The organism is Cupriavidus sp. 8B, from assembly GCF_054589115.1.
In genome coordinates, this window is the sequence record NZ_BAAILO010000181.1 from 1 (window position 1) to 20,290 (window position 20,290).

Here is a 20,290-nt window from a genome sequence, read left to right on the forward strand (position 1 = left end):
CTTCGAGCTGTTCCCCCACCTGTCGATCACCGAGAACCTGACCATCGCCCAGATGAAGGTGCTCGGCCGCTCCAAGGAAGAGGCTACCGCCAAGGGTCTGAAGTACCTGGACCGCGTGGGCCTGAAGGCGCAGGCGGCCAAGTTCCCGGGCCAGCTGTCGGGCGGCCAGCAGCAGCGTGTGGCAATTGCCCGCGCGCTGTCGATGGATCCGATCTGCATGCTGTTCGACGAGCCGACCTCCGCGCTGGACCCGGAGATGGTCAACGAAGTGCTGGACGTGATGGTGCAGCTGGCGCAGGAAGGCATGACCATGATGTGCGTGACCCACGAAATGGGTTTCGCGCGCAAGGTGGCCAACCGCGTGATCTTCATGGACCAGGGCAAGATCGTCGAGGACTGCGCCAAGGAAGAGTTCTTCGGCAATATCGAGGCGCGCTCCGAGCGGGCTAGGCAGTTCCTGTCGAAGATCCTGCATCACTGACAGTCTCCTGCAGACACAATGCCCTCTGTCCAAGGCGCGCTCGCGTTGGCCACAGGGCAGGGCGCATCCGCTCGCCTGATGTTTGTCGCGTCTGCACAATTGATAAATCGATTAATTGATTAATCGATTTATTTGGCCACTGGCGTGAATATATATTGATTTTCTTTTGCGTTGCGTGACACTACGATCGATGCATTCGCTCTCGCTCAAGGCATGTGCGGGATCCGCGTATGTTTCATCACAAAGGAATGCGTAATGCAATTGCTAGCCAGCTTACTTCAGGCGGTGAAGCCCTCACCTACCCTGGTGATCACCAAGATTGCGGCCGATATGCGGCGACGCGGGCTGGACGTTGTCAGCCTGTCGCAAGGAGAACCCGATTTCTCCACGCCAGACCATATCAACGCCGCGGCAAAACTCGCTATCGACAATGGCATGACCCGGTACACGGACGTTGACGGCACACCCGAGCTGAAGGACGCGATCACGCGCAAGTTCTGGCGCGACAACGGCCTCTCCTACGAGCCATCCGAGATCAGTGTTGGCACGGGTGGCAAGCAGGTCATCTTCAACGCGTTGCTGGCTACGATCAATCCTGGCGACGAAGTGATCATCCCCGCGCCTTACTGGGTGTCTTACCCGGATATGGTGCGACTGGCCGGCGGCACGCCGGTGGAGGTCCTGTGCGGCGAGAGCCAGGGATTCAAGATCACTGCAGCACAGTTGCACGAGGCCATCACGCCGCGTACGAAGTGGGTCATCCTGAACTCACCCAGCAACCCGACTGGTGCGGGCTACGACAAGGCCGAGCTGGAGAAACTCGGCAAGGTGCTGCTCGACCACCCGCACGTCTACGTGATGACGGACGACATGTACGAGCACATCCGCTATGACGGATGGCCGTTTACGACGATCGCCTCAGTGGTCCCCGCCCTGAGGGACCGGACGTTGACGGTGAACGGGGTGTCAAAGGCGTATGCGATGACGGGCTGGCGCATCGGCTTCGCCGGCGGGCCGCGGGAAATCATCTCGGCGATGGGCACGATCCAGTCGCAGAGCACCAGCAATCCGAGTTCCGTCTCCCAGGCCGCCGCGTTGGCGGCACTCGAGGGACCGATGGATTTCCTGACCCCGCGTAATGAGGCATTCCGCGAACGCCGTGATATGTGTCTCGATGTCTTCAACGCCATCGAGGGACTGAACTGCAGGCGTCCGGAAGGGGCCTTCTACCTGTTCCCGTCCTGCGAGGGACTGATCGGGCGAAAGGCGCCTGACGGAACGGTGATGGGCTCGGATGTGGATGTGAGCCGGTTTTTCCTCGAGCACGCCCATGTGGCCACGGTACCGGGGAGTGCCTTCGGCGGGCCCGGCCACTTCCGCATCTCCTTTGCAACATCCAACGAGCGCCTTGCAGAAGCGTGCAAGCGTATCCGCGCAGCGTGCTCGCAACTGAACTGAAGAACAGAGAACTATGGAACTTGGAATCTCGGGAAAGAGGGCGCTGGTCCTCAGTGCTGGCGGCGGCCTGGGTAGTGCCATCGCGCTGGCGCTAGCGCGCGAGGGCGTCGAGGTGTGCCTAGCCGACAGGGACGAGGCGGCGCTGAAAACGACGTCCGACAGGGTCAGGGCGGCCGGAGGGCGCAGCCACTGCTTTGTATGGGACCTCGGCGTGCGGGAGGAGTGGGCGGGCGGCGCCCGGGCGGTGCTCTCGGAGGTCGGCGGCATTGATATCCTGGTTAACAACACCGGGGGGCCAAAGCCCGGACCCGCCTTTGGACATGCACCTTCGGCATGGCAGTCGGCCTTCGACTCGATGGTGATCTCGGTGATCGGCATCACCGACCTGATCCTGCCCGGCATGCGCGAGCGGGGCTGGGGGAGGATCATCACCAGCACCTCGTCCGGCGTGATTGCGCCTATCCCGAACCTGGCGCTGTCCAACGCGACACGCGCATCCCTGGTGGGCTGGTCGAAGAGCCTGGCCCGCGATGTAGCTGCCCATGGCATCACGGTCAACGTGGTTGTTCCAGGACGCATTGCAACGGCCCGGACGCAGTTCCTGGACAACGCGAAGGCTGAGCGCGAAGGACGCGAGGCCGCCGCGGTGCAGGCCGAAAGCGCTGCTACGATTCCCGTGGGGCGCTATGGCCGTCCGGAAGAATATGCTGATGCCGTGACGTTCCTGGCGAGCGAGCGCGCGTCGTATATCACCGGCACCACCATCCGGGTGGACGGTGGCCTGGTCCAGGCGATCTGATTTTCCAGAGTACTTGTCATTCCATACAATGAGGAGCAACTGATGGCGACAAACGACGAATCAATGTTCAAGGCCCTGGCGGGTGTGACCACGGCCACCCTGACCACCATTCTGCTGAAGAAGGGGCTGCGCAATGTCTGGATCCGCGGCGCATTTCCGCTTGCCGAAGGCAGCTCGCGCGTGGTCGGACGTGCATTTACTGTGCGCTTTGTCCCGGCGCGCGAGGACCTGGCTACGCCAGAATCCTGGGCATCGCCTAAGTCGAGCCGCGGCGCGATCGAGCAGATGCCTGCCGGGTGCATCGCCGTGGTCGACGCGATGGGCGTGAAGGATGCGGGGATCTGGGGGGATATCCTGTGTGCGCGCATGGCAAAGCGCGGCGTGTCCGCGCTGGTGACTGACGGTGTCGTCCGCGACCTGACCGGCGTGCTCGGCACGGGCTTGCCGGTCTGGGCGAGCGGTGCCGCAGCGCCGCCGTCTGTGGCTGGCCTCACCTTCGTTGACTGGCAACAACCGGTTGCGTGCGGCGGCGTTGCGGTGTTTCCGGATGACGTCATCGTTGCCGATCTGGATGGGGCGGTAGTCATTCCGGCAGCGCTGGTCGGCGAGATCGTCGACGCGGCGGTCGAGCAGGAGAACTTCGAGGGCTGGATCATGCGTGAGGTGGAAGCCGGTGCGCAGCTCCCGGGCCTCTATCCGCCTAACGAAGCCAACAAGGCCAAGTACGAAGCGAGCAAGCGCAAGGACTGAGCAGGCTGTACTAAATCAGGGCCTCATGGCTGGTGAATAACACCGGCCATGAGGTCTTTTTTTGTCCACCTGCTACCCCATAGAACAATTTCTATTGTTACTGACGGCAAATGCATACCGAGAAGACGCCCAGGAAAAGTTATTGGCGGCGACGCCAATGCGGGGTAGCCGCAGGCTAGCGCCCGTTGTTTTCGATGACGGCGACGATTCTGTTGAAGGATGGCTAGATCGCCATGGTAATCGGCACACCAGGCGGCCACATATCTTCACGTGCCCTTAACAGGTGCTGTCAAACGTGTATGACTATGGCATGCCGCTGGAAGACGGGGGAAGAACCGCCGCTTCAGCCATCAGCAACCATCAGCTTCCGCAGGGCAATGTGATCGGGGACAAGCGGTACTCTCCGATTCCGTCCGCTCTGGCAGCGAAGATGACCGTAGGCGGATACTCGATCGTGACGAGCTTCGATGCAGTTGTGCAGGCGATCCGGGTTGTGAACGTTGTGCCGGTCTCGGTTGCCGACCACGTGGACGAGGCGGTTCGTGGTTGCGAAGTGATCTGCTGGAAATGAAGAAAGGGGGCAATGCCCCCTTTCCTCGTTCTTCTCCGAAACGATAACCGGCAGCGAGCGCCTAAGTACGAACAGGATCCGCCAGAGCCGCTTCATCCCTACCAGACCGTTCCCATTTCGCCACCACTAGCGGTGCCACGGCATTGCCGAGGACGTTCAGTGTCGTCGTACCCATCTCCATGATGCGGAACACTCCGGCAACCAGTGCGACACCCGTGAGCGGCAGCCCGGCGCTGGCCAGCGTCGCTGACAGGATCAGCAGCGCAAAACCGGGGACACCCGCCGCGCCCTTGGAAGTGAGTACCATGGTCACCACCAGCATGACTTGCTGGCCGATGGTCAGGTTGATGTCATAGAGCTGCGCGACAAAAATCGTGGCCACGCCCAGGAAGATGGACGCGCCGTCGAGATTGAAGGCATAGCCCACCGGCACAACGAAGCTGACGATGCGCGGCGGCACGCCATAGTCCTTTAGCTTTTGCATCAGTTGGGGCATGACGGCGGCCGACGCGGCGCTCGAGAATGCGAGGATCAGTTCATCCTTGAAGTACTTGATCAGGCTGAAGATGTTGGCGCCGGCGTACCGGGCGATCAGGCCCAGTACCACGAATGCAAAGATCGCCAGCGACAGGTAGACCACGCCGATCAGCTTGGCCAGGGGAATCAGCGACGCGAAGCCGAACGTCGAGATGGTGACGGCGATCATCCCGAACACGCCAATCGGCGAGTAGGCCATGATCATGCCTGTCAGGCGGAACATGCCCTCGGCGGTGCCGCGCAGGAAGCCGATAACCGGCGTCCTTACCTCCCGCGGCAATTTGTTCAGCGCGAGGCCGAACATCACGGCGAAGAAGATGATAGACAGGAGCTTGCCCTCGACCATGGCGTTCGTGACGTTGTCCGGAATGATGTTCAGCGCAATCTTCAGGACGTTGCCCTCCGCAGACTGTGCGCGCGCCGCAGCATTTACGTGTTCGCCGTGGAGCAGCTCAGACGCTGCCAGTCCGGACCCGGGATGGAACAGGTTGGCCGCAAGCAGGCCGATTACGATCGCCACCGTGGTGGCGCCAAAGAAATAGAGCATGGCCCGCGCGCCCATGCTTCCGAACGACTTGGTTTCGTCCGAGCCGGCAATCCCGATTACCATGCTGCAGAAGACGATGGGCACCACGATCATCTTCATCAGTTTGATGAAGATATCGCCCAACGGCTTCAGGACTTCCGCAACCATCCAGTCCCGGTGTGCCGGATTGGCGTTCAGGTAATAGCCGACTAGGATGCCGAGCACAAGGCCGATGGCAATTTGCCAGACAAGCGGAATGCGTTTCCGGCATGTTTTTGGGGTGTCGGCGGCTTGCGCAGGTGCAATCGGGCTTTGGGCGGGGGCTAGGTCTGCAGTTTGCATCTTGATACGTTTGTTGTGGCTGCTTGCCAGGCAAGCGCTGAGAGAAGGGCGTCAGTTCTGCTGAGTGGTCAGCCCTGCTGACCGGGAACAGTTCCGTCAGCCGGGGCGGCCTGATGTTTGCTCTGGGGCGCGAATATGCGGGATGCGATAGGGGGGGGCTGCGCTTGTGCCACGGTGCGTGCAGGGGTCATGTTGGTCTCCAAATAGCGTCTTTCTCCCGATGTTGTTCTTGTTTTGTGCTCGGGTCAGGATGAAGCCTGTGTGTGCAGGGCATGTTGCGTGCCCTTGCACGGCGATCGGTTGTCGGCCCTGCGGAATCACGTGTGCGAAACACGCGCCCCGGATGGGGCGTGGCGCAATGCCTTCAGTGGGATCGTCGAGTCCAGAAGTCTAGGGTCAAGTGAGGGCGGAAAAAAGCGATAAATATTGCCGCTGAGCAGCAAGAATATTTATCTTTCCGGCCTCGGATGGCGCTCCGGCACGGCGCGTCGGAGCATGGGCGGCCCGGTCGGGCAGCGTCAGGAAAGGGGCAACTGCCGTCCGCCGGTTCTGCGGGACGGCAGCGGCGTCATTGCCGCGCTTTACGCGAGGTCTTCCTGGTACCGAGCAACGCAAGCAATGCGACGGCCGAGCCGCCCGTCAACAGAAACGGCGGGCCAAGCCGGTTGCCCGTGAAGCCGATCAGGGCCGTGGCCACAAAGGTGTTAAGCCACCGCCGAGGATGGCACCAAAGTTGAAGCATGAAGGCCATGCCGGAATAGGGCACACGCGTCGGAGACTGCTCTGCGTAGGTGGGATAGCCGACGGACTGCACGATCGGCATCGGCAATGCGACCGCGACCATGGCGAGGAAGGCCAGCCCGATATCTTGCTGGTTCATTGGCATCATCATCGGCAACACCAACACGGTATAGACCACGAAGACGATGGCGAGCACCTTGCGGCGGCCCATGCGGTTAGACAGGTCGCTCCAGAAGGGCATCATTACGACCATGGAGTGGCTGGCGACTGCCATGATCCAGTAGATGGTTGCCTTGTCGTACTCCAGGTGCGTCGTGAGGTAGATGTTCATGAACACTAGACTCACCCAGCAGCCGACATTCTGGCCGAAGGCTGGTAGCAGAACCCTCAAACGGCTGGCGTGTGCTGGCTGAGCACTTCCCTGAGCGGCGCCCTGGGCGGCTCGCTATGCTGCTGGAACTGCTGGAATGCCGCCGACTCTTCCACGCGCCTGGGCCCCATGAAGGAGATCAATACCATCGAGATCGCGGTCAGGAACGGGATGCGCCAGCTCCAGGTGTTCATGGCTCCGCTACCGAGCGGCGAAGTGGTCAGGCCGAAATCGGTCGCGGCAAGGGCACCGCCGATCGCCACGCCCACCTGCGTGAACGAACCGCAGAAACCGTGTTTGCCGCGCGGGAGCGGATTCGGTCATGCACGCCGCAGCAGCGCTCACTTCGCCGCCGGCGAAGAAGCCCTGTACCAGGCGGATCAGCAGCAACAACGCTCGTACGACCAGGATTGCCCGAGGCAGGCCGTGCCGTTGAGCCGTGATTGCTGCCGTCGCCGCGGAGGTGACATGGGAACAAGCATTAGCTCGTAAACGCAATCGCGCAAGCGACTCGGGGGGGCGTGGCCGGTGATTATGGTGCCCTTGCGGCGCCGGCTGTTCAGGACGGAACGCATGAGTGCGGCTCGTGGCGGAACCTGGTTGCTTTTCAGTCGACGGTCTGCTGATTGACTGACTCCAGCAACCAGTCCCGAAACTGAACCAGGGGCGGGTAGGTGGCGCGGTTGCTCGGATAAACCAGGTAGTAGCCCAGGTTTCCCGGCATGCCGGCATCGACGGCAATCTGCACCGTGCCCGCTCGCAGTTCATCCGCAATAAAGTACCGAGGCACCAGGCCGACGCCGATCCCTGCAGCAACCGCCTGTATCAGGTGCGAGGTGAGCTCGAACTCGGGGCCGTACTTCAGCCGCCCGGCCTGGACGTCCTGCGCCTCGAACCAGCGCCGCCACGTGTCAGGCCGTGCCGTGACCCGCAGCAAAAGCTGGCCAGCCAGGTCGTGGGCATTGGCGACGGGCGTGGCCGCTGCCACCGCGGGGCTGATGATCGGTACTAGTTCCTCGTGCTGGAGCAGGTGCGCGGTACAGTCCGGCCAATGGCCGTCGCCCACGGCGATGAATGCGTCCATCCCGGATTTGCTGGTGTCGATCTGGCCGATGCGGGAATGGACGTGCAGCAGCACCTGCCCGTGTCTGGCATAGAAGTGGTTCAGCCGGGGCAGCAGCCACTTGGAGCCGAACGTGGGGAGCAAGGCGAGATGTAGCGTGCCACCGCCATGCCGGAAGGCGATGGCCTGCAGCGTCGCGTTCCGGATTCCCACGAGGTGGCTGGCCAGTTCGCGCTGGTACATGGCGCCGACATCGGACAGAGCAATCTTCCGCCCTGTCCGTACAAACAGGTTGACACCGATCAGTTCCTCCAGTGCCTGGACCTGCTTGCTGACAGCGCTCTGTGTCGTCGCCAGTTCATCGGCCGCCCGGGTGAAGCTAAGGTGGCGTGCCGAGGCCTCGAACGCGAGCAGCAGTGACATCGATGGCGTCAGCTTGCGCGGATTCATTCCAAATACTCCTGCATAACCCAGAAAAGACTCGTTTGTGAGACACGCCGCAATTGCCCAGAATGACGCAACAGAGCGAAGTTGCCTGACCTCTGCCTCATCCACGACGGACGGCGTTCATTCTACGGATTCCTGAAAGATTGGCGGCGGGCAGAGGGTAAACCCCGGCGGAGAACGCTAATCAAATGGCTCTTGCATCTCGCGAGCAAGAGACGGAGACACTTCAGACGGTACCCATGCGGCAAATTCATTCCCCAAAGACTCCTGCCACGGACTGGCGCGCCCTCGAAACCAATCTGCGGGCCCGGCTCGCCGGCTCGGTCCGGTTTGACGAAGCTCATCGCGCTATTTATGCCTCCGATGCGTCCAACTATCGCCAGGTGCCGATCGGGGTGGTGGTGCCAGAATCGATTGACGAGCTCGTGCTTGGGGTCGAGATCTGCCGTCGCCATGGGGCACCGGTGCTGACCCGCGGAGGCGGGACCTCCATGAACGGCCAGTGCGTCAACGTGGCCGTTGTCTTCGACTTGTCCCGGCACTGCAACAAGCTTCTCGAACTGGATCCCGTGGCAGGCACGGCGCTGGTCGAACCTGGCATTGTCTGCGACACCCTCCGGGAAGCGGCCGAAGCCCACGGACTGACTTTCGCGCCGGATCCTTCTACCCATAGCCGCTGCACGCTGGGCGGAATGATCGGTAACAACTCCTGCGGTGCGCATTCGGTGATGGCCGGAAAGACCCTGGAGAACGTCGAGGCACTCGAAATCCTCACGTACGAGGGAGAAAGGTTTTGGGTGGGCCCGACGAGCGACGTAGAGCTGGCGCAAATCATTGCCGAGGGTGGCCGGAAAGGCCAGATCTACGCCGCGCTGCGCGACCTGCGGGACGGCGAGCAGGCGCGCATCCGCCAGCGCTTCCCGGATATCAAGCGGCGGGTATCAGGCTACAACCTCGACCAGCTGCTGCCCGAGAACGGTTTCAACGTGGCGCGCGCATTGGTGGGCACCGAGGGCACCTGCGCCTTGACGCTGCGCGCCCGTATCCGCCTGGTCAAGAGTCCACCGAAACGGGTGGCACTGATACTCGGCTTCCCGGACATCTACCTGGCTGCCGACGCTGTCCCGGAGTACGCGCCGTTCGGCGCTATCGCCATCGAAGGACTGGACCGCCAGATCATCCGCGGACTGCAAGCACGCGGCCTGCGCCAGGAGGAGATTGCGTTGCTTCCGGAGGGCGATGCCTGGGTCGTGCTTGAGTTCGGCGGTGATTCCACGGAGGACGCCATCGAGCAGGCCTACCGGGCAAGCGAGTATTTCCAGGCGCGCACCGCCGGTCCTCGGCCGTCGACGCGGCTGGTGGCGGATCCGGCCATGCAGAAGCGCATCTGGTTGATCCGCGAAACAGGTTCTTCCGCAACCCAGCTTTCCATCGAGCCCGGCGAGCCCGATCCGCAGGTCGGCTGGGAGGATGCCGCGGTGGATCCCGCGCGATTGGGCGACTATCTGCGCGCATTCCAGGTGCTGGTTGACCGCTACGGCTACAAGACCTCGCTGTTCGGGCACTTCGGCGATGGATGCGTCCATTCGCGCATCACCTTTCGGTTGTCGAGCCGTGAAGGCATCGCGCAGTGGCGCGCGTTCACGCGCGAAGCGGCCGAGCTGGTCGTGCAATACGGCGGCTCGCTGTCCGGCGAGCATGGCGACGGACAAGCCAAGGCCGAGTTCCTGCCCATCATGTTCGGCCCGGAGCTGATGGCAGCGATGGAGCGTTTCAAGGCCATCTGGGATCCGCACAACCGCCTGAACCCGGGCAAGGTCGTGCATGCCAACCGGATGGACGAGAACCTGCGCGCCGGCCCCGAGTACAAGCTCGTGACGTTGCAGACGAAGCTGGCCTTCCGCAGCCCCGAGGGTGACGGCATTCAGCGGGCGGTGGAGCGCTGCGTCGGCATGGGGCGATGCCGCACGCAGAAGGGCAACACCATGTGCCCCAGCTATCGCGCGACCCGCGAGGAGCGCCACTCGACGCGCGGCCGCTCGCGGCTGTTCTGGGAGATGCTGCAAGGGGAGGTGATCACCGACGGATGGAAGAGCAAGGCGGTGAAGGAGGCGCTGGATACGTGCCTCTCCTGCAAAGGATGCCGCAGCGACTGCCCGACGCACGTGGACATGGCGGCCTACAAGGCCGAATTCCTGTCGCACTACTACGAGGGCCGCCTCCGCCCCAGGCAGGCGCTGTTTATGGGGCGAATCGGCGATTGGGCGCCGGTGGTCGCGCGCTTGCCCCGGATTGCCAATTTCTTCACGCAGACGCCGGTTCTACGCGCAATCGCAAAGCGCATAGCGGGCGTGGCTTCCAGCCGGGAGTTGCCAGCACTCGCTTCCACACCGTTCCGCAAGGGCTTTGAGGCGAACAGTTTGGTGCGCGCGAAGGCAGAAACCGGCAAGAGCCTGCCGCGTGTGATCTTGTGGGTGGATACCTTTGCCGAGAATTTCCATCCGGAGATCGCCCATGCCGCTGTGGAAGTCCTGGGCCATGCTGGCTTTGCGGCGACCTTGCCGCCTTCCCGCAACCTTTGTTGCGGTCGGCCGCTCTACGACTTTGGCTTGCTCGACCTTGCGCGCGCGAAGCTGGCGTCCGTGCTCGACGCGCTCGCACCCATGCTGGAGTCCGGGGACGCGGTCGGCGTGGTGGGCCTTGAGCCCGGTTGCCTTTCCGTTTTCAGGGACGAACTGCAGCGGCAGTTCCCGGATGATCCACGCGCGAAGCTGCTGACCGGCAGGACCTGGCTGCTGGCCGATTTCCTGAACGAGAACGGCTATGTCCCGCCTCCTTTGGATGCCGAGGTGATCGTCCACGCGCACTGCCACCAGAAGTCTCTGTTTGGTACAAAAGGCGAGCAGGCCCTGCTCGACAAGATGGGCGCGAAATGGACGCTGCTCGACAGCGGATGCTGTGGCATGGCGGGGTCCTTCGGCTTCCATCCGGATCACGAGGCGCTCTCCATGAAGATTGGCGAAGAGGTCCTGTTCCCGGCAATCCGCGCCGCGGCGAGAGAGACCGTGGTGTTGACGAACGGCTTCAGTTGCCGGGAGCAGATCCGTCACGGCGTTGGCCGGGAAGTCATGCATCTTGCCGAGTTGCTCCTGCTGGCGCATCGGCGATCCGCGGAGCGTGGGCAGGCCGGTAGCCCACAAGACATCTCTGAGAAGGCCGCTGAGTCGGAACTCTCACACACAGAGATCGCAAGCGCCTAACCCTCAGACCGCAGATTTTCAGACCCTCAATAAGGGCGACACTTTGGAGACAGACATGACACTCAGGAAACTAGCAATCGTCGCTGGTTTGATCGCCTGCGGTATTGCCGCGGGCGCGCAGGCCCAGACTTACCCGACCAGGCCAATCCGGCTGATCGTGCCTTACGCGCCCGGCGGAACCACCGATATCGTTGCCCGCATTATCTCCGAACCGCTGACGCGAGCCCTCGGGCAACCCATCGTGGTTGAGAACAAGGCCGGGGCTGGCGGAATGGTTGGCACTGCTGAGGTTGCGAGGGCGAATCCCGACGGATACACCCTTGGTATCGGAACCGTGAGCACGATTGTCGTGCTGCCCGCGACCAGCCCCAAGCTGCAGTACAAGCCGACCGACTTCACGCCGATCTCCAACATCGCCGCGACGCCCAACATCATCGCCGTCAACCCGTCCTTCCCCGCGAAGAACTTGCAAGAGTTCATTGCCGTGCTCAAGGCCAATCCGGACAAGTACAGCTTTGCGAGTTCCGGCAAGGGCAGCATCAACCATATGATGGGGGAATCGTTCCAGGCCGGCTCAGGCACCCGCATCGCGCACGTTCCGTACCGTGGCGCCGGTCCCGCGATCCAGGATGTGATGGCGGGCAATGTTGCGATTCTGGTGGACAACTTGCCTTCCTCCAAGCCTTTCATCGACGGCGGCAAGCTGCGCCTGATGGGTGTGATTGCACCGAAGCGGGTGTCGGATTATCCCGAAGTGCCAACGATGGTAGAGGCCGGCCTGAAAGGGTTTGACGACCAGGCCTGGTATGGCCTCGTCGGACCGGCCAATCTCCCGGCGCCCGTGCTTGCGCGGTTGGCGGAGGCCGTGAAGAAGGCGCTGTCCGAAAAGCCTGTGCGGGAGCGGCTTGAGAAGGCCGGCGCCCAGCCGATCGCCAGCAGTCCGAACGAGTACGTCACGCAGATTCGCGTGGAGATCGAAAAAATGAAGAAGCTTGTGGTCACAAGGAACATCTCGCTGGACGAGTAATTTTGCGCGACCATCGCACGGTGGCCGAAAACATGGAGAGTTCGAATGAATCTGGGCATTGAGAACAAGGTGGCGCTGGTGCTGGGCGCGGGCGGTGGCCTGGGCGGGGCCATTGCAGTCGCACTGGCGCGGGAAGGCGTCAAGGTGGCTGTGGCGGATATCAACAAGGAAGCCGCCGAGAAGACCGTGGCGAGCATTCGCGAGCTTGGCGGCATTGCGCACGCCCTCGAGTGGGACCTGGTGGACCTGGACGCCATCGACCGGAACCTCGGCGCGATTGGCGAACGACTCGGGCCGGTCGACATCCTCGTGAACAATACCGGCGGGCCTCCCCCCACGCCGGCATCGGGCCAGGATACGGCCACCTGGCGCAAGTACTTCGACAGCATGGTGCTGTCGGTGATTGCCATCACTGACCGGGTGCTGCCTGGCATGCGCGAGCGGCAATGGGGAAGAGTCATCACCAGCACCTCGTCTGGCGTGATCACGCCGATCCCGAACCTGGGCATTTCGAATTCACTCCGCCTGGCGCTGGTGGGCTGGTCCAAGACCCTGGCCCGGGAGGTTGGCGCGGATGGCATCACCGTCAATATTGTCCTGCCCGGCCGCATTGCGACGGACCGCATCCAGTTTCTCGACGAAGCGAAGGCTAAGCGAGAGGGCAGGGCGGTTGAAGCCGTGTCTGCAGAAAGCACGGCTTCGATCCCGGTCGGCCGTTACGGGCGACCGCAGGAATACGGCGAGGTGGTTGCCTTCCTTGCAAGTCACTGCGCGAGCTATGTCACCGGGTCCACCATTCGGGTGGATGGCGGGCTGATCGGCAACATTTGAACGACGCACCAAGACAACTTTCATACTTCACGAGGTAATCCATGCCGCTCACGACCCAAGCAAAAGGCGTCTTTCCCATCGCGCCTACCCCCTTTTTCGACGACGGCGCGATTGACGTGTCGTCGATCGATCGTATGATGGACTTCTATCTCGGCTGCGGGGCAACCGGGGTGACTGTGCTCGGCCAGCTCGGCGAGGCTGCCAAGCTCGAGCATGCGGAGTCCATCGACGTGGCAGCCCGTGTGATCTCACGCGCCGGAAACATGCCGGTAGTCGTAGGCGTCTCTGCGCCCGGGTTTGCTGCCATGCGCGCGCTAACTCAGGACGTGATGGAAAAAGGCGCCGCCGGAGTCATGATTGCGCCGCCAAACACTTTGCGCACGGACGACCAGATCGTTACCTATTACCGACAGGCGGTCGAGGCGATCGGTTCGAACGTGCCTTTCGTGCTGCAGGATTATCCCCTCACATTCTCCGTGCAGATGACACCATCGGTGATCCGCCGCATTGTGCAAGAGCTGCCCTCTTGTGTGATGCTGAAGCATGAGGACTGGCCAGGTCTTGAGAAGATCTCTGCGCTGCGGTCCTTCGAGAAGGACGGGTCTATGAGGTATATCTCCATCCTGTGCGGGAACAACGGCTTGTTCCTGGACTACGAATTGGAGCGTGGCGCAGACGGTGCCAATACCGGGTATTGCTTCCCCGACATGCTGTGCGATGTCGTGCGCCTCACCGCAGAAGGCAAACGTGAAGAGGCGCACGATCTGTTCGATGCGCACCTTCCGTTGCTGCGATACGAGCAGCAACCCGGAGTCGGCCTCGCTGTGCGGAAGTACGTGCTGATGCGACGTGGAATTCTGTCGTCTGCCGCCCAACGCAAGCCCGCTGCGGCAATGTCGGTGCAGGCGCGGCAGGAAGTTGATCACTTGCTGGGAAGACTTGCCAAGCGCGATCGCAGGGCTGCGGGCCTTGTGAGCTAGTGTCTTGGCCGAGCGTGCGGACCTTCGTGTGGTCCGCACGGTCTGTCAGCCCATCCCAACACGCAAACACCAATAGATTCAGGCAGGGACGACCGCGCCTTTTTCTGCATGGGCGCGACGCACGATTCTTGACCGCGGTGATCTCGGCAACGATGGAGACGGCAATCTAGGCCGGAGTCTGGGCACCCAGGTGGAGACCGACCGGCCCGTGCAGCCTCTTGATCGCTGCCGGGCCGAGGTCGAACAGGGCGAGCCGCTCCTTGTGCTTCGCGGTGTTGCCGCGTGACCCGAGCGCCCGTACACAGAATGCCGGTGACTTCGGCGCCTCAAGCAACTCTATATTATCGAGCTTAGCATCATATGGGCCTTTATCGGTTTCATGCGCGAGGCCAACCCGCCGTCGCAAAAGCGTCATGCCGGCAACCTGAACATCCCCACCGTCTCGTTAAGGTTGCGTGCCTGCTCTTCCATCGATGCGGCGGCGGCGGCAGCCTGCTCGACCAACGCGGCGTTCTGCTGAGTCACCTGGTCCATCTGCGTGACGGCCTGATTGACCTGATCGATACCGATGCTTTGCTCTTTCGACGCAGCAGAGATCTCGCCCATGACATCGCTGGCGCGCTTCACGGCCGCGACGATCTCGGCCATGGTCGCGCCGGCCTGGTCCACCAGCGCTGCACCGCTGGCCACACGCTCCACGGAATCGCCGATCAGTGCCTTGATCTCCCTGGCGGCGCCGGCCGAGCGTTGCGCCAGGCTGCGCACCTCGCTTGCCACGACGGCGAAGCCGCGGCCTTGTTCACCGGCACGCGCCGCTTCCACGGCAGCGTTGAGCGCCAGGATATTGGTCTGGAAGGCAATGCTCTCGATCACGCCGATGATGTCGGCAATCCTCGTGCTGCTCTCGTTGATGCCGCCCATGGTCTCGACCACTTTGTCGACTACATTGCCGCCGCACGTCGCGACCTCGGCGGCGTCAACCGCGAGCGCACCTGCGTGACGCGCATTGTCGGCGTTCAGCCTGACGATGCTGGTCAGCTCTTCCATGCTGGCGGCAGTCTCTTCCAGCGAACTCGCTTGCTGTTCGGTGCGCTGCGACAGATCGGCGTTGCCGGCGGCGATCTCCTGCGCCGCTGAGCGCACCGCGTCACTGCCCTGGCGTATCTGCAACAGGACCGCCGTCAGCTTGTCGGCGAAGGAGTTGAAGGCGCGTGCGATTTGTGCGACCTCGTCCTGCCCATCAGCCGGCAGTCGCTTGGTGAGGTCACCGCTGCCGGAGCCGATGTCGTCCATGGCATCGCGGATCAACGACAGGCGGCCGAAGGCCCGCGCCGTCATCGCGCCGACAATGGCGGCCGCGGCCAGCGCTACCACCACGAGCACTCCGGCCGAGGTGGCTACCAGCGATCGCATGCCGGCGGTGGCATCCGCCTTGTCGAGTGCGACAACCAGACCCCAGTCGGTACCTTGGACTTCCTGACGGTACAGCAGCTTGGCGGCGCCATCCACATCGACCTGCACCGGCTTGCTGGACTGCGCCAGTGCGGCGAGCGTCGCTTCGGTCAGACCAGCGGACAGGTCCGTGGCCGGCTTGAGCGTCAGCTTGTCGTCGGGGTGGGCGACGATTTTGCCGGCTTCATTTATCAGGAAGCCGAAGCTGGATGGCGTTGGATGGATTGCCTTGACATTTGCGATCACGCTGTCCATGGCCACGTCGCCGCCGATCACGCCTTTCAAGCTGCCATCGCGCAGGATAGGCACGGCGAAGGTCACGACAAGCTTGCCGGAATTCGCGCTTACATAGGGTGGCGTCACAACCGGCTTCTTCGCGGCCACGGCCTGCTTGTACCACGGGCGTGCCGTGGGATCGTAGTCGGGCGGCACTGTGCCGACCTGCATGCGCCGATACGATTTGTCGGGGTAGCCGACGTAGACAATACTGAAGCCGTTCGCCTGTGCCAGCGTCTTGAACGTGGGAACAGGGTCTGGAGTGAGCGCGACGTCCTCAAGGGCAACGAGCGTTCGAATCTTTGCGGCGACCCAGTCGTCGAGCCCGGTGAGGTGGCCGCGCGCAATGGCATGCAGATTCTGCTGGATCGCCATGTCGTTGTGGCGGCTCGCAGTCACGTAACTGAGTCCGCTCGCGATGCTCAGGGCGCTGACAACGATGGCCACGCAAACGGCAACAGTGCGTGTTCGAATTGAAGCAAACATGTGAGGACCCGATAGGAGCAGCTTGCGACCGCTTTGATTGACGATATTCTTCTTATGGCTCCCCCGTGAAGGGGCCCAGTGGGGCTGCAGTATATGTACGGTTGTACGCGCGCGAAAGCGATATATATTTGATCTGAGCATAAAGAGGGTTAATGAATTGGGGGCGCAATCTGAATCTCCTGTTCAGTCTCTCGCGATCTATTCGGGACCATGTCGGTCAGTGCGTCGCTCAGATAGAGGTCAGATTGCTGCTGCGGATGCTTAGCTGCAATCCCGAAGTACCCAACGCACCGCAGCCAGAGACCTGCGCGTCGGTTGGCATGGTCACCGAATTGGCAGCAGCCGACGCCGACAGCCAACAAGCGGTCATCGACCGGCGCGTCGCGCAGGAGGCCGTGCTCGTGCATGCGTACAAAGCTGTGGCACATCAGATCGGTGGAATACGGACTCCGGGGCCGGCCCGCGATCCGTAGATTGGCACCCGCTCTCCGATTTACCAGCGCAGCGTCGAGCACTACTGGATGAACTGACCAACGCGAGCCGGGAAGCGAGCAACTTTTCGTCCAACTCCCGAGGACGGCTAGCGTTTCCCTGCCTGTCACCTTCGGCCTAGCCGTTCACAGCGGTCAAGGGGTGTCAATCCTGTCGGGATCCGAATGCGTTGGTCGGAAGCTCTGTTTAGTTGGATCGGCAACCCACTCTGCCAGATGAGTCATGCAATCCCTTCCGCTTTTGAGTGCTGAATGCTGCTCAAGGGCGCTTCTGCTCAGCGAGAAGTAACCGTCTCCTTCATTGACATCAATTTTCATGATGTGGCGCCTGTTTGGCATTTTTGGGCAGGCGTCGTACCTTGCCCCCCCGTTGCTGATATGCGATTGACAAATTTTTGTGTTGCTCACGTCAAATACATATTGTTTTTATTATCTGCCGGCAGCAAATATTATTATTTTACTCAGTAGCTCATTCTCTAATGGTAAATACCTATAAGAAATTGCTTGCAGCCGAATTTTATACCTAAGGTGGTGTACGTAACGGCATTATCTTTGTGCAATGTGATTTTAAATATATTTATCTGTCTGGGAAGAACCGTTGAGTCGCGTGCTGATAACTAGGAACTGACGTTTCGCTCTCGGTTGGCTCGTCAGCTCCAGCACCACAAAAACCGAGAAAAGCCACGACAGTAGTCAAGGGAGAAGTTTGATGAGTACCACAGGATTTACCAAACGGTGGGCACTGGCATTGTCGCTTGCTGCGGCACCTTTCCTCTTAGCCGGATGCGGGGGCGGGGACAGCGCTTCGACTGATACACCAACAGCGGCCACAACGTTGTCGGCAGGCGCTGCAGCGACAGGTGACAACTACAGTGCGCAAGTGGCACAACAAATATTGACACAAGGTGGGAACGCTGTGGATGCAGCCGTTGCAACCGCGTTTACGTTGGCAGTTACCTACCCGGAGGCAGGCAATATCGGCGGCGGCGGGTTCATGAATATCTATATGGACGGTAAGCCGTACTTCCTGGACTATCGCGAGGTTGCACCCGCCGCCGCAACGAAAGACTTCTACCTGCAATTCAAGGATGCTAAAGGAAATCAAGACCCCAATAGCAGCGTGATCGGGGCACAGGCTGTCGGGGTGCCGGGCACAGTCATGGGCCTCTGGGAAGCACAAAAGAAGTTCGGGCGAATCTCGTGGCAACAGGTCATTGCACCGGCCATTGCGCTGGCCCGCGACGGATACCTGCCATCGCAACAAGCCGTGGATTGGGTCAAATGGGTCGATACCACTTATCAGGGCGTGCCGTATCCGCAGAACCTGGACCAGTACTTCGGCGGCATGAAGGTGGGCACCCTGTTCAAGCAGCCGGATCTGGCCGCAACGTTGGACCGCATTTCGACCGGCGGCGCCGACGAGTTCTACAAGGGCAAGACGGCCGATCTGCTGGTGGCATCGATGAAGCAGGACGGCGGCAGGGGGATCATCAGCAAGGACGACCTGGCGGCTTACAAGGTAGTATGGCGCGAACCGATTTCGTTCAGCTGGCAAGGCATGACCGTGCTCACCGCACCGCCGCCCAGCTCTGGCGGCATCGCGCTGGCTCAATTGCTCGGCATGAAATCGGTGCTGAAGAGCACACTGTTTCCTGGTGTGGCCGTCAACAGTGCGCAATACATCCATCTGAACGCCGAGATCATGAAGCGCGTTTTCGCCGATCGGGCACAGTATCTTGGCGATCCGGGGTTCGTCAGCGTGCCCGTGGCAGGATTGCTGGATCCAGCATATATCGCGCAGCGTGCCGCTGAGGTGAATCCGACAACGATCACGCCGACGACAAATGTACAGCCTGGCAACCCGAAATTCCACACGACGCACTTCTCGATTGTCGACAAATGGGGCAACGCAGTATCGAACACGTACACGCTGAACAATCCCTATGGCAGTGCCGTAGTTGTCAAGGGCGCGGGCATCGTGCTGAACGACGAGATGGACGACTTCGCTACCGTGCCCGGCCAGCCGAATGCGCTCGGTGTGGTCGGTGGGGATGCCAACGCGGTGGCTCCGGGGAAGCGCCCGTTGTCCTCCATGTCGCCGACAATCATGCTGAAGGATGGCAAGGTGGCGATGGTGCTGGGCACGCCGGGCGGCTCGCATATCTTCACAAACCTGTACCAGGTACTGACCAATGTCTATGACTACGGCATGAGCCTTGACAGTGCGGTGAAGAACCCGCGCTTCCATCATCAGCTACCGCAAGGAACGGTGATCCAGGACGAACCGTTCTCGCCGCTGAAGGCGTCGCTTGTCTCCGAGCTTGGTACGCGCGGTTACTCGGTGAGCACATCGTTCTTCAACACGGATGTGCAAGCGATCCAGATCATCGACGGCAATCCTGTGCCGGTCGCCGATCCGCGCGGGAGAGGGAAGGCAGTAGTCGGAAACTAGGTTATCCGCAGGATCGGTGGCTATCTGTTATCTAAAGAAGCCGGACCCGGCGCCCGTTTCTGGGCGTCTGGTCCGGCTTACAGCTGTCGTCTCACGGCGCCTGGCTGACGGAGTCGAGCAACCAGGCGCGAAGCTGGATGAGGGGTGCATAGCCTGCGCGACCGATCGGATACACGAGGTAGTAGCCGAGATTTCCAGGAGCGCTCGTTTCATGTACAACGGTGACCGTGCCAGATGCCAAAGCGTCGCTCATCCTCTATAAATTATCGCCGTACCAGCGACGCTGATGCCGGCAATGACAGCCAGGATCAGGTGGGGGCATGAGTTCGAACGTAGGTCCGTAGCGTGGGTGGATGGTTTCGATGTGTTGCGCTTCAAGCCAGTGCTGAAGCGGCTGGCGAGTAGGGATCCTCGCGCGGGCAACCTTGCAGGGTGATTTGAATTGCGCGATGGCGGCAACGTAGGGTGCAGCACTAGGCGCGGGGGGCTGCATTTACCGGTCCGCATAGCGCCGGTTGACGGATTGCCATCGCCTGTCACAGGATCACATCGACAAGCGGTGAATAGACAGCAATTGCTGAGCGTATTACTCGATCCTCCTGAGCTACGCAACCCGCACGCACGGATTCGTATCCCAAGCGCCGGCGTCAGTGATGCATTCCCAATAGCATGTGGTGGCTGTCGATGGGGAAGGAAAACTATTCCGCAGTGTCTCTGCGGGTGGTGCTGTAGTCGCGCCAGTTGGAAGAGCCTGGATAGGCGAGCGACGGCGCGATTTCGATTCCCTCGGCGTGCGGGCATCCGATGCCGTGTCGCGTTTCGTCGGCGCACGACACCCGCGCCCCCATCACAGTCAGTATCGGGCTTCGGCGCAGCCGCAGGTTGAGGTAACGCTCGCGCCGCACGATGGGCTTGCAGTTGCTGCGCCCGATTCGCATCGGCATGTTCAA

19 protein-coding genes are annotated in these 20,290 nt (G+C 61.5%); 12 read left to right on the forward strand and 7 right to left on the reverse strand.

The genetic code is table 11. The annotated features are described in order from the left end of the window. The 5 genes from ACYP5B_RS17945 to ACYP5B_RS17965 form a co-directional block, all read left to right on the forward strand. On the forward strand, positions 1-481 hold a 481-nt coding region (locus ACYP5B_RS17945), incomplete at its 5' end, for an amino acid ABC transporter ATP-binding protein (RefSeq protein WP_459568512.1). A gap of 255 nt (positions 482-736) precedes the next feature. Beyond that, entirely contained in the window at positions 737-1,939 is a 1,203-nt protein-coding gene (locus tag ACYP5B_RS17950; protein ID WP_459570572.1) for a pyridoxal phosphate-dependent aminotransferase, read from the forward strand. Between the two features lie 13 nt (positions 1,940-1,952). Next, positions 1,953-2,738 carry an SDR family oxidoreductase gene (locus tag ACYP5B_RS17955; protein WP_459570573.1) on the forward strand — a complete coding sequence of 262 codons (786 nt, stop codon included), beginning with the start codon at positions 1,953-1,955 and terminating at the stop codon, positions 2,736-2,738. 42 nt (positions 2,739-2,780) lie between these two features. After that, positions 2,781-3,488 carry a ribonuclease activity regulator RraA gene (locus ACYP5B_RS17960; protein WP_459570574.1) on the forward strand — a complete coding sequence of 236 codons (708 nt, stop codon included), beginning with the start codon at positions 2,781-2,783 and terminating at the stop codon, positions 3,486-3,488. Between the two features lie 310 nt (positions 3,489-3,798). Further along, positions 3,799-4,059 (forward strand): hypothetical protein, encoded by a 261-nt coding sequence (locus ACYP5B_RS17965; protein ID WP_459570575.1) that lies wholly within the window; start codon positions 3,799-3,801, stop codon positions 4,057-4,059. Between the two features lie 61 nt (positions 4,060-4,120). Here the strand turns inward: ACYP5B_RS17965 and ACYP5B_RS17970 are convergent, their stop codons facing one another. The 4 genes from ACYP5B_RS17970 to ACYP5B_RS17985 form a co-directional block, all read right to left on the reverse strand. Next, positions 4,121-5,464, reverse strand: a complete 1,344-nt coding sequence (locus ACYP5B_RS17970) for a cation:dicarboxylate symporter family transporter (RefSeq protein WP_459570576.1) — start codon at positions 5,462-5,464, stop codon at positions 4,121-4,123. Positions 5,465-6,032: 568 nt separating this feature from the next. Beyond that, entirely contained in the window at positions 6,033-6,551 is a 519-nt protein-coding gene (locus ACYP5B_RS17975) for an MFS transporter (RefSeq protein WP_459570577.1), read from the reverse strand. Positions 6,552-6,592: 41 nt separating this feature from the next. Then, positions 6,593-6,769 carry a hypothetical protein gene (locus tag ACYP5B_RS17980; RefSeq protein WP_459570578.1) on the reverse strand — a complete coding sequence of 59 codons (177 nt, stop codon included), beginning with the start codon at positions 6,767-6,769 and terminating at the stop codon, positions 6,593-6,595. A 413-nt stretch (positions 6,770-7,182) separates the two neighbouring features. After that, positions 7,183-8,088: a LysR substrate-binding domain-containing protein gene (locus tag ACYP5B_RS17985; RefSeq protein ID WP_459570579.1), complete on the reverse strand. Its 906-nt coding sequence runs from the start codon at positions 8,086-8,088 to the stop codon at positions 7,183-7,185. 236 nt (positions 8,089-8,324) lie between these two features. Between ACYP5B_RS17985 and ACYP5B_RS17990 the strand changes: the two genes are divergently transcribed. From ACYP5B_RS17990 to ACYP5B_RS18005, 4 genes are read left to right on the forward strand one after another with little or no spacing between them, the layout of a single operon-like run. Next, positions 8,325-11,345, forward strand: coding sequence for an FAD-binding and (Fe-S)-binding domain-containing protein (locus tag ACYP5B_RS17990; RefSeq protein ID WP_459570580.1), 3,021 nt, complete (start codon positions 8,325-8,327; stop codon positions 11,343-11,345). A gap of 55 nt (positions 11,346-11,400) precedes the next feature. Continuing rightward, a complete protein-coding gene (locus ACYP5B_RS17995; RefSeq protein WP_459570637.1) occupies positions 11,401-12,372 on the forward strand; it encodes a Bug family tripartite tricarboxylate transporter substrate binding protein in 972 nt (323 codons plus the stop codon). 45 nt (positions 12,373-12,417) lie between these two features. Continuing rightward, positions 12,418-13,203 carry an SDR family oxidoreductase gene (locus ACYP5B_RS18000; protein WP_459570581.1) on the forward strand — a complete coding sequence of 262 codons (786 nt, stop codon included), beginning with the start codon at positions 12,418-12,420 and terminating at the stop codon, positions 13,201-13,203. 41 nt (positions 13,204-13,244) lie between these two features. After that, complete coding sequence (locus ACYP5B_RS18005; protein ID WP_459570582.1) at positions 13,245-14,183, forward strand: dihydrodipicolinate synthase family protein; 939 nt, start codon at positions 13,245-13,247, stop codon at positions 14,181-14,183. 166 nt (positions 14,184-14,349) lie between these two features. Here ACYP5B_RS18005 and ACYP5B_RS18010 read toward each other — a convergent pair whose 3' ends face one another. After that, the gene (locus tag ACYP5B_RS18010) at positions 14,350-14,598 is read right to left on the reverse strand and encodes an XdhC family protein (protein WP_459570583.1); all 249 of its coding nucleotides are present in this window, start codon (positions 14,596-14,598) and stop codon (positions 14,350-14,352) included. Continuing rightward, positions 14,595-16,397, reverse strand: coding sequence for a methyl-accepting chemotaxis protein (locus ACYP5B_RS18015; RefSeq protein ID WP_459570584.1), 1,803 nt, complete (start codon positions 16,395-16,397; stop codon positions 14,595-14,597). The genes ACYP5B_RS18010 and ACYP5B_RS18015 overlap by 4 nt, the downstream gene beginning before the upstream one ends. Before the next feature lie 152 nt (positions 16,398-16,549). Here ACYP5B_RS18015 and ACYP5B_RS18020 point away from each other — a divergent pair, with 152 nt between their 5' ends. The 3 genes from ACYP5B_RS18020 to ggt all read left to right on the forward strand — a co-directional run bounded on the left by ACYP5B_RS18020 (position 16,550) and on the right by ggt (position 19,340). Beyond that, a complete protein-coding gene (locus ACYP5B_RS18020; protein ID WP_459570585.1) occupies positions 16,550-16,870 on the forward strand; it encodes a hypothetical protein in 321 nt (106 codons plus the stop codon). Positions 16,871-17,140: 270 nt separating this feature from the next. Then, entirely contained in the window at positions 17,141-17,356 is a 216-nt protein-coding gene (locus ACYP5B_RS18025; protein WP_459570586.1) for a hypothetical protein, read from the forward strand. A 241-nt stretch (positions 17,357-17,597) separates the two neighbouring features. Continuing rightward, the gene (ggt, locus tag ACYP5B_RS18030) at positions 17,598-19,340 is read left to right on the forward strand and encodes a gamma-glutamyltransferase (RefSeq protein WP_459570587.1); all 1,743 of its coding nucleotides are present in this window, start codon (positions 17,598-17,600) and stop codon (positions 19,338-19,340) included. A gap of 698 nt (positions 19,341-20,038) precedes the next feature. On the opposite strand, the gene ACYP5B_RS18035 is transcribed toward ggt, so the two are convergent. Then, on the reverse strand, positions 20,039-20,284 hold the full coding sequence (locus ACYP5B_RS18035; RefSeq protein WP_459570638.1) for a hypothetical protein: 246 nt from the start codon (positions 20,282-20,284) through the stop codon (positions 20,039-20,041). Positions 20,285-20,290: the final 6 nt, after the last annotated feature.

Bases quoted from the DNA above. Each gene is read 5' to 3' on its own strand.
- ACYP5B_RS18010 (WP_459570583.1), bottom strand. From the start codon at position 14,598: ATGACGCTTTTGCGACGGCGGGTTGGCCTCGCGCATGAAACCGATAAA.
- ggt (WP_459570587.1), top strand. From the start codon at position 17,598: ATGAGTACCACAGGATTTACCAAACGGTGGGCACTGGCATTGTCGCTT.
- ACYP5B_RS17950 (WP_459570572.1), top strand. From the start codon at position 737: ATGCAATTGCTAGCCAGCTTACTTCAGGCGGTGAAGCCCTCACCTACC.
- ACYP5B_RS17970 (WP_459570576.1), bottom strand. From the start codon at position 5,464: ATGCAAACTGCAGACCTAGCCCCCGCCCAAAGCCCGATTGCACCTGCG.
- ACYP5B_RS17995 (WP_459570637.1), top strand. From the start codon at position 11,401: ATGACACTCAGGAAACTAGCAATCGTCGCTGGTTTGATCGCCTGCGGT.
- ACYP5B_RS17965 (WP_459570575.1), top strand. From the start codon at position 3,799: ATGCCGCTGGAAGACGGGGGAAGAACCGCCGCTTCAGCCATCAGCAAC.
- ACYP5B_RS17980 (WP_459570578.1), bottom strand. From the start codon at position 6,769: ATGAACACCTGGAGCTGGCGCATCCCGTTCCTGACCGCGATCTCGATG.
- ACYP5B_RS18015 (WP_459570584.1), bottom strand. From the start codon at position 16,397: ATGTTTGCTTCAATTCGAACACGCACTGTTGCCGTTTGCGTGGCCATC.
- ACYP5B_RS18025 (WP_459570586.1), top strand. From the start codon at position 17,141: ATGCTGCTCAAGGGCGCTTCTGCTCAGCGAGAAGTAACCGTCTCCTTC.
- ACYP5B_RS18035 (WP_459570638.1), bottom strand. From the start codon at position 20,284: ATGCCGATGCGAATCGGGCGCAGCAACTGCAAGCCCATCGTGCGGCGC.
- ACYP5B_RS17955 (WP_459570573.1), top strand. From the start codon at position 1,953: ATGGAACTTGGAATCTCGGGAAAGAGGGCGCTGGTCCTCAGTGCTGGC.
- ACYP5B_RS17990 (WP_459570580.1), top strand. From the start codon at position 8,325: ATGCGGCAAATTCATTCCCCAAAGACTCCTGCCACGGACTGGCGCGCC.
- ACYP5B_RS17985 (WP_459570579.1), bottom strand. From the start codon at position 8,088: ATGAATCCGCGCAAGCTGACGCCATCGATGTCACTGCTGCTCGCGTTC.
- ACYP5B_RS17960 (WP_459570574.1), top strand. From the start codon at position 2,781: ATGGCGACAAACGACGAATCAATGTTCAAGGCCCTGGCGGGTGTGACC.
- ACYP5B_RS18005 (WP_459570582.1), top strand. From the start codon at position 13,245: ATGCCGCTCACGACCCAAGCAAAAGGCGTCTTTCCCATCGCGCCTACC.
- ACYP5B_RS18000 (WP_459570581.1), top strand. From the start codon at position 12,418: ATGAATCTGGGCATTGAGAACAAGGTGGCGCTGGTGCTGGGCGCGGGC.
- ACYP5B_RS18020 (WP_459570585.1), top strand. From the start codon at position 16,550: ATGAATTGGGGGCGCAATCTGAATCTCCTGTTCAGTCTCTCGCGATCT.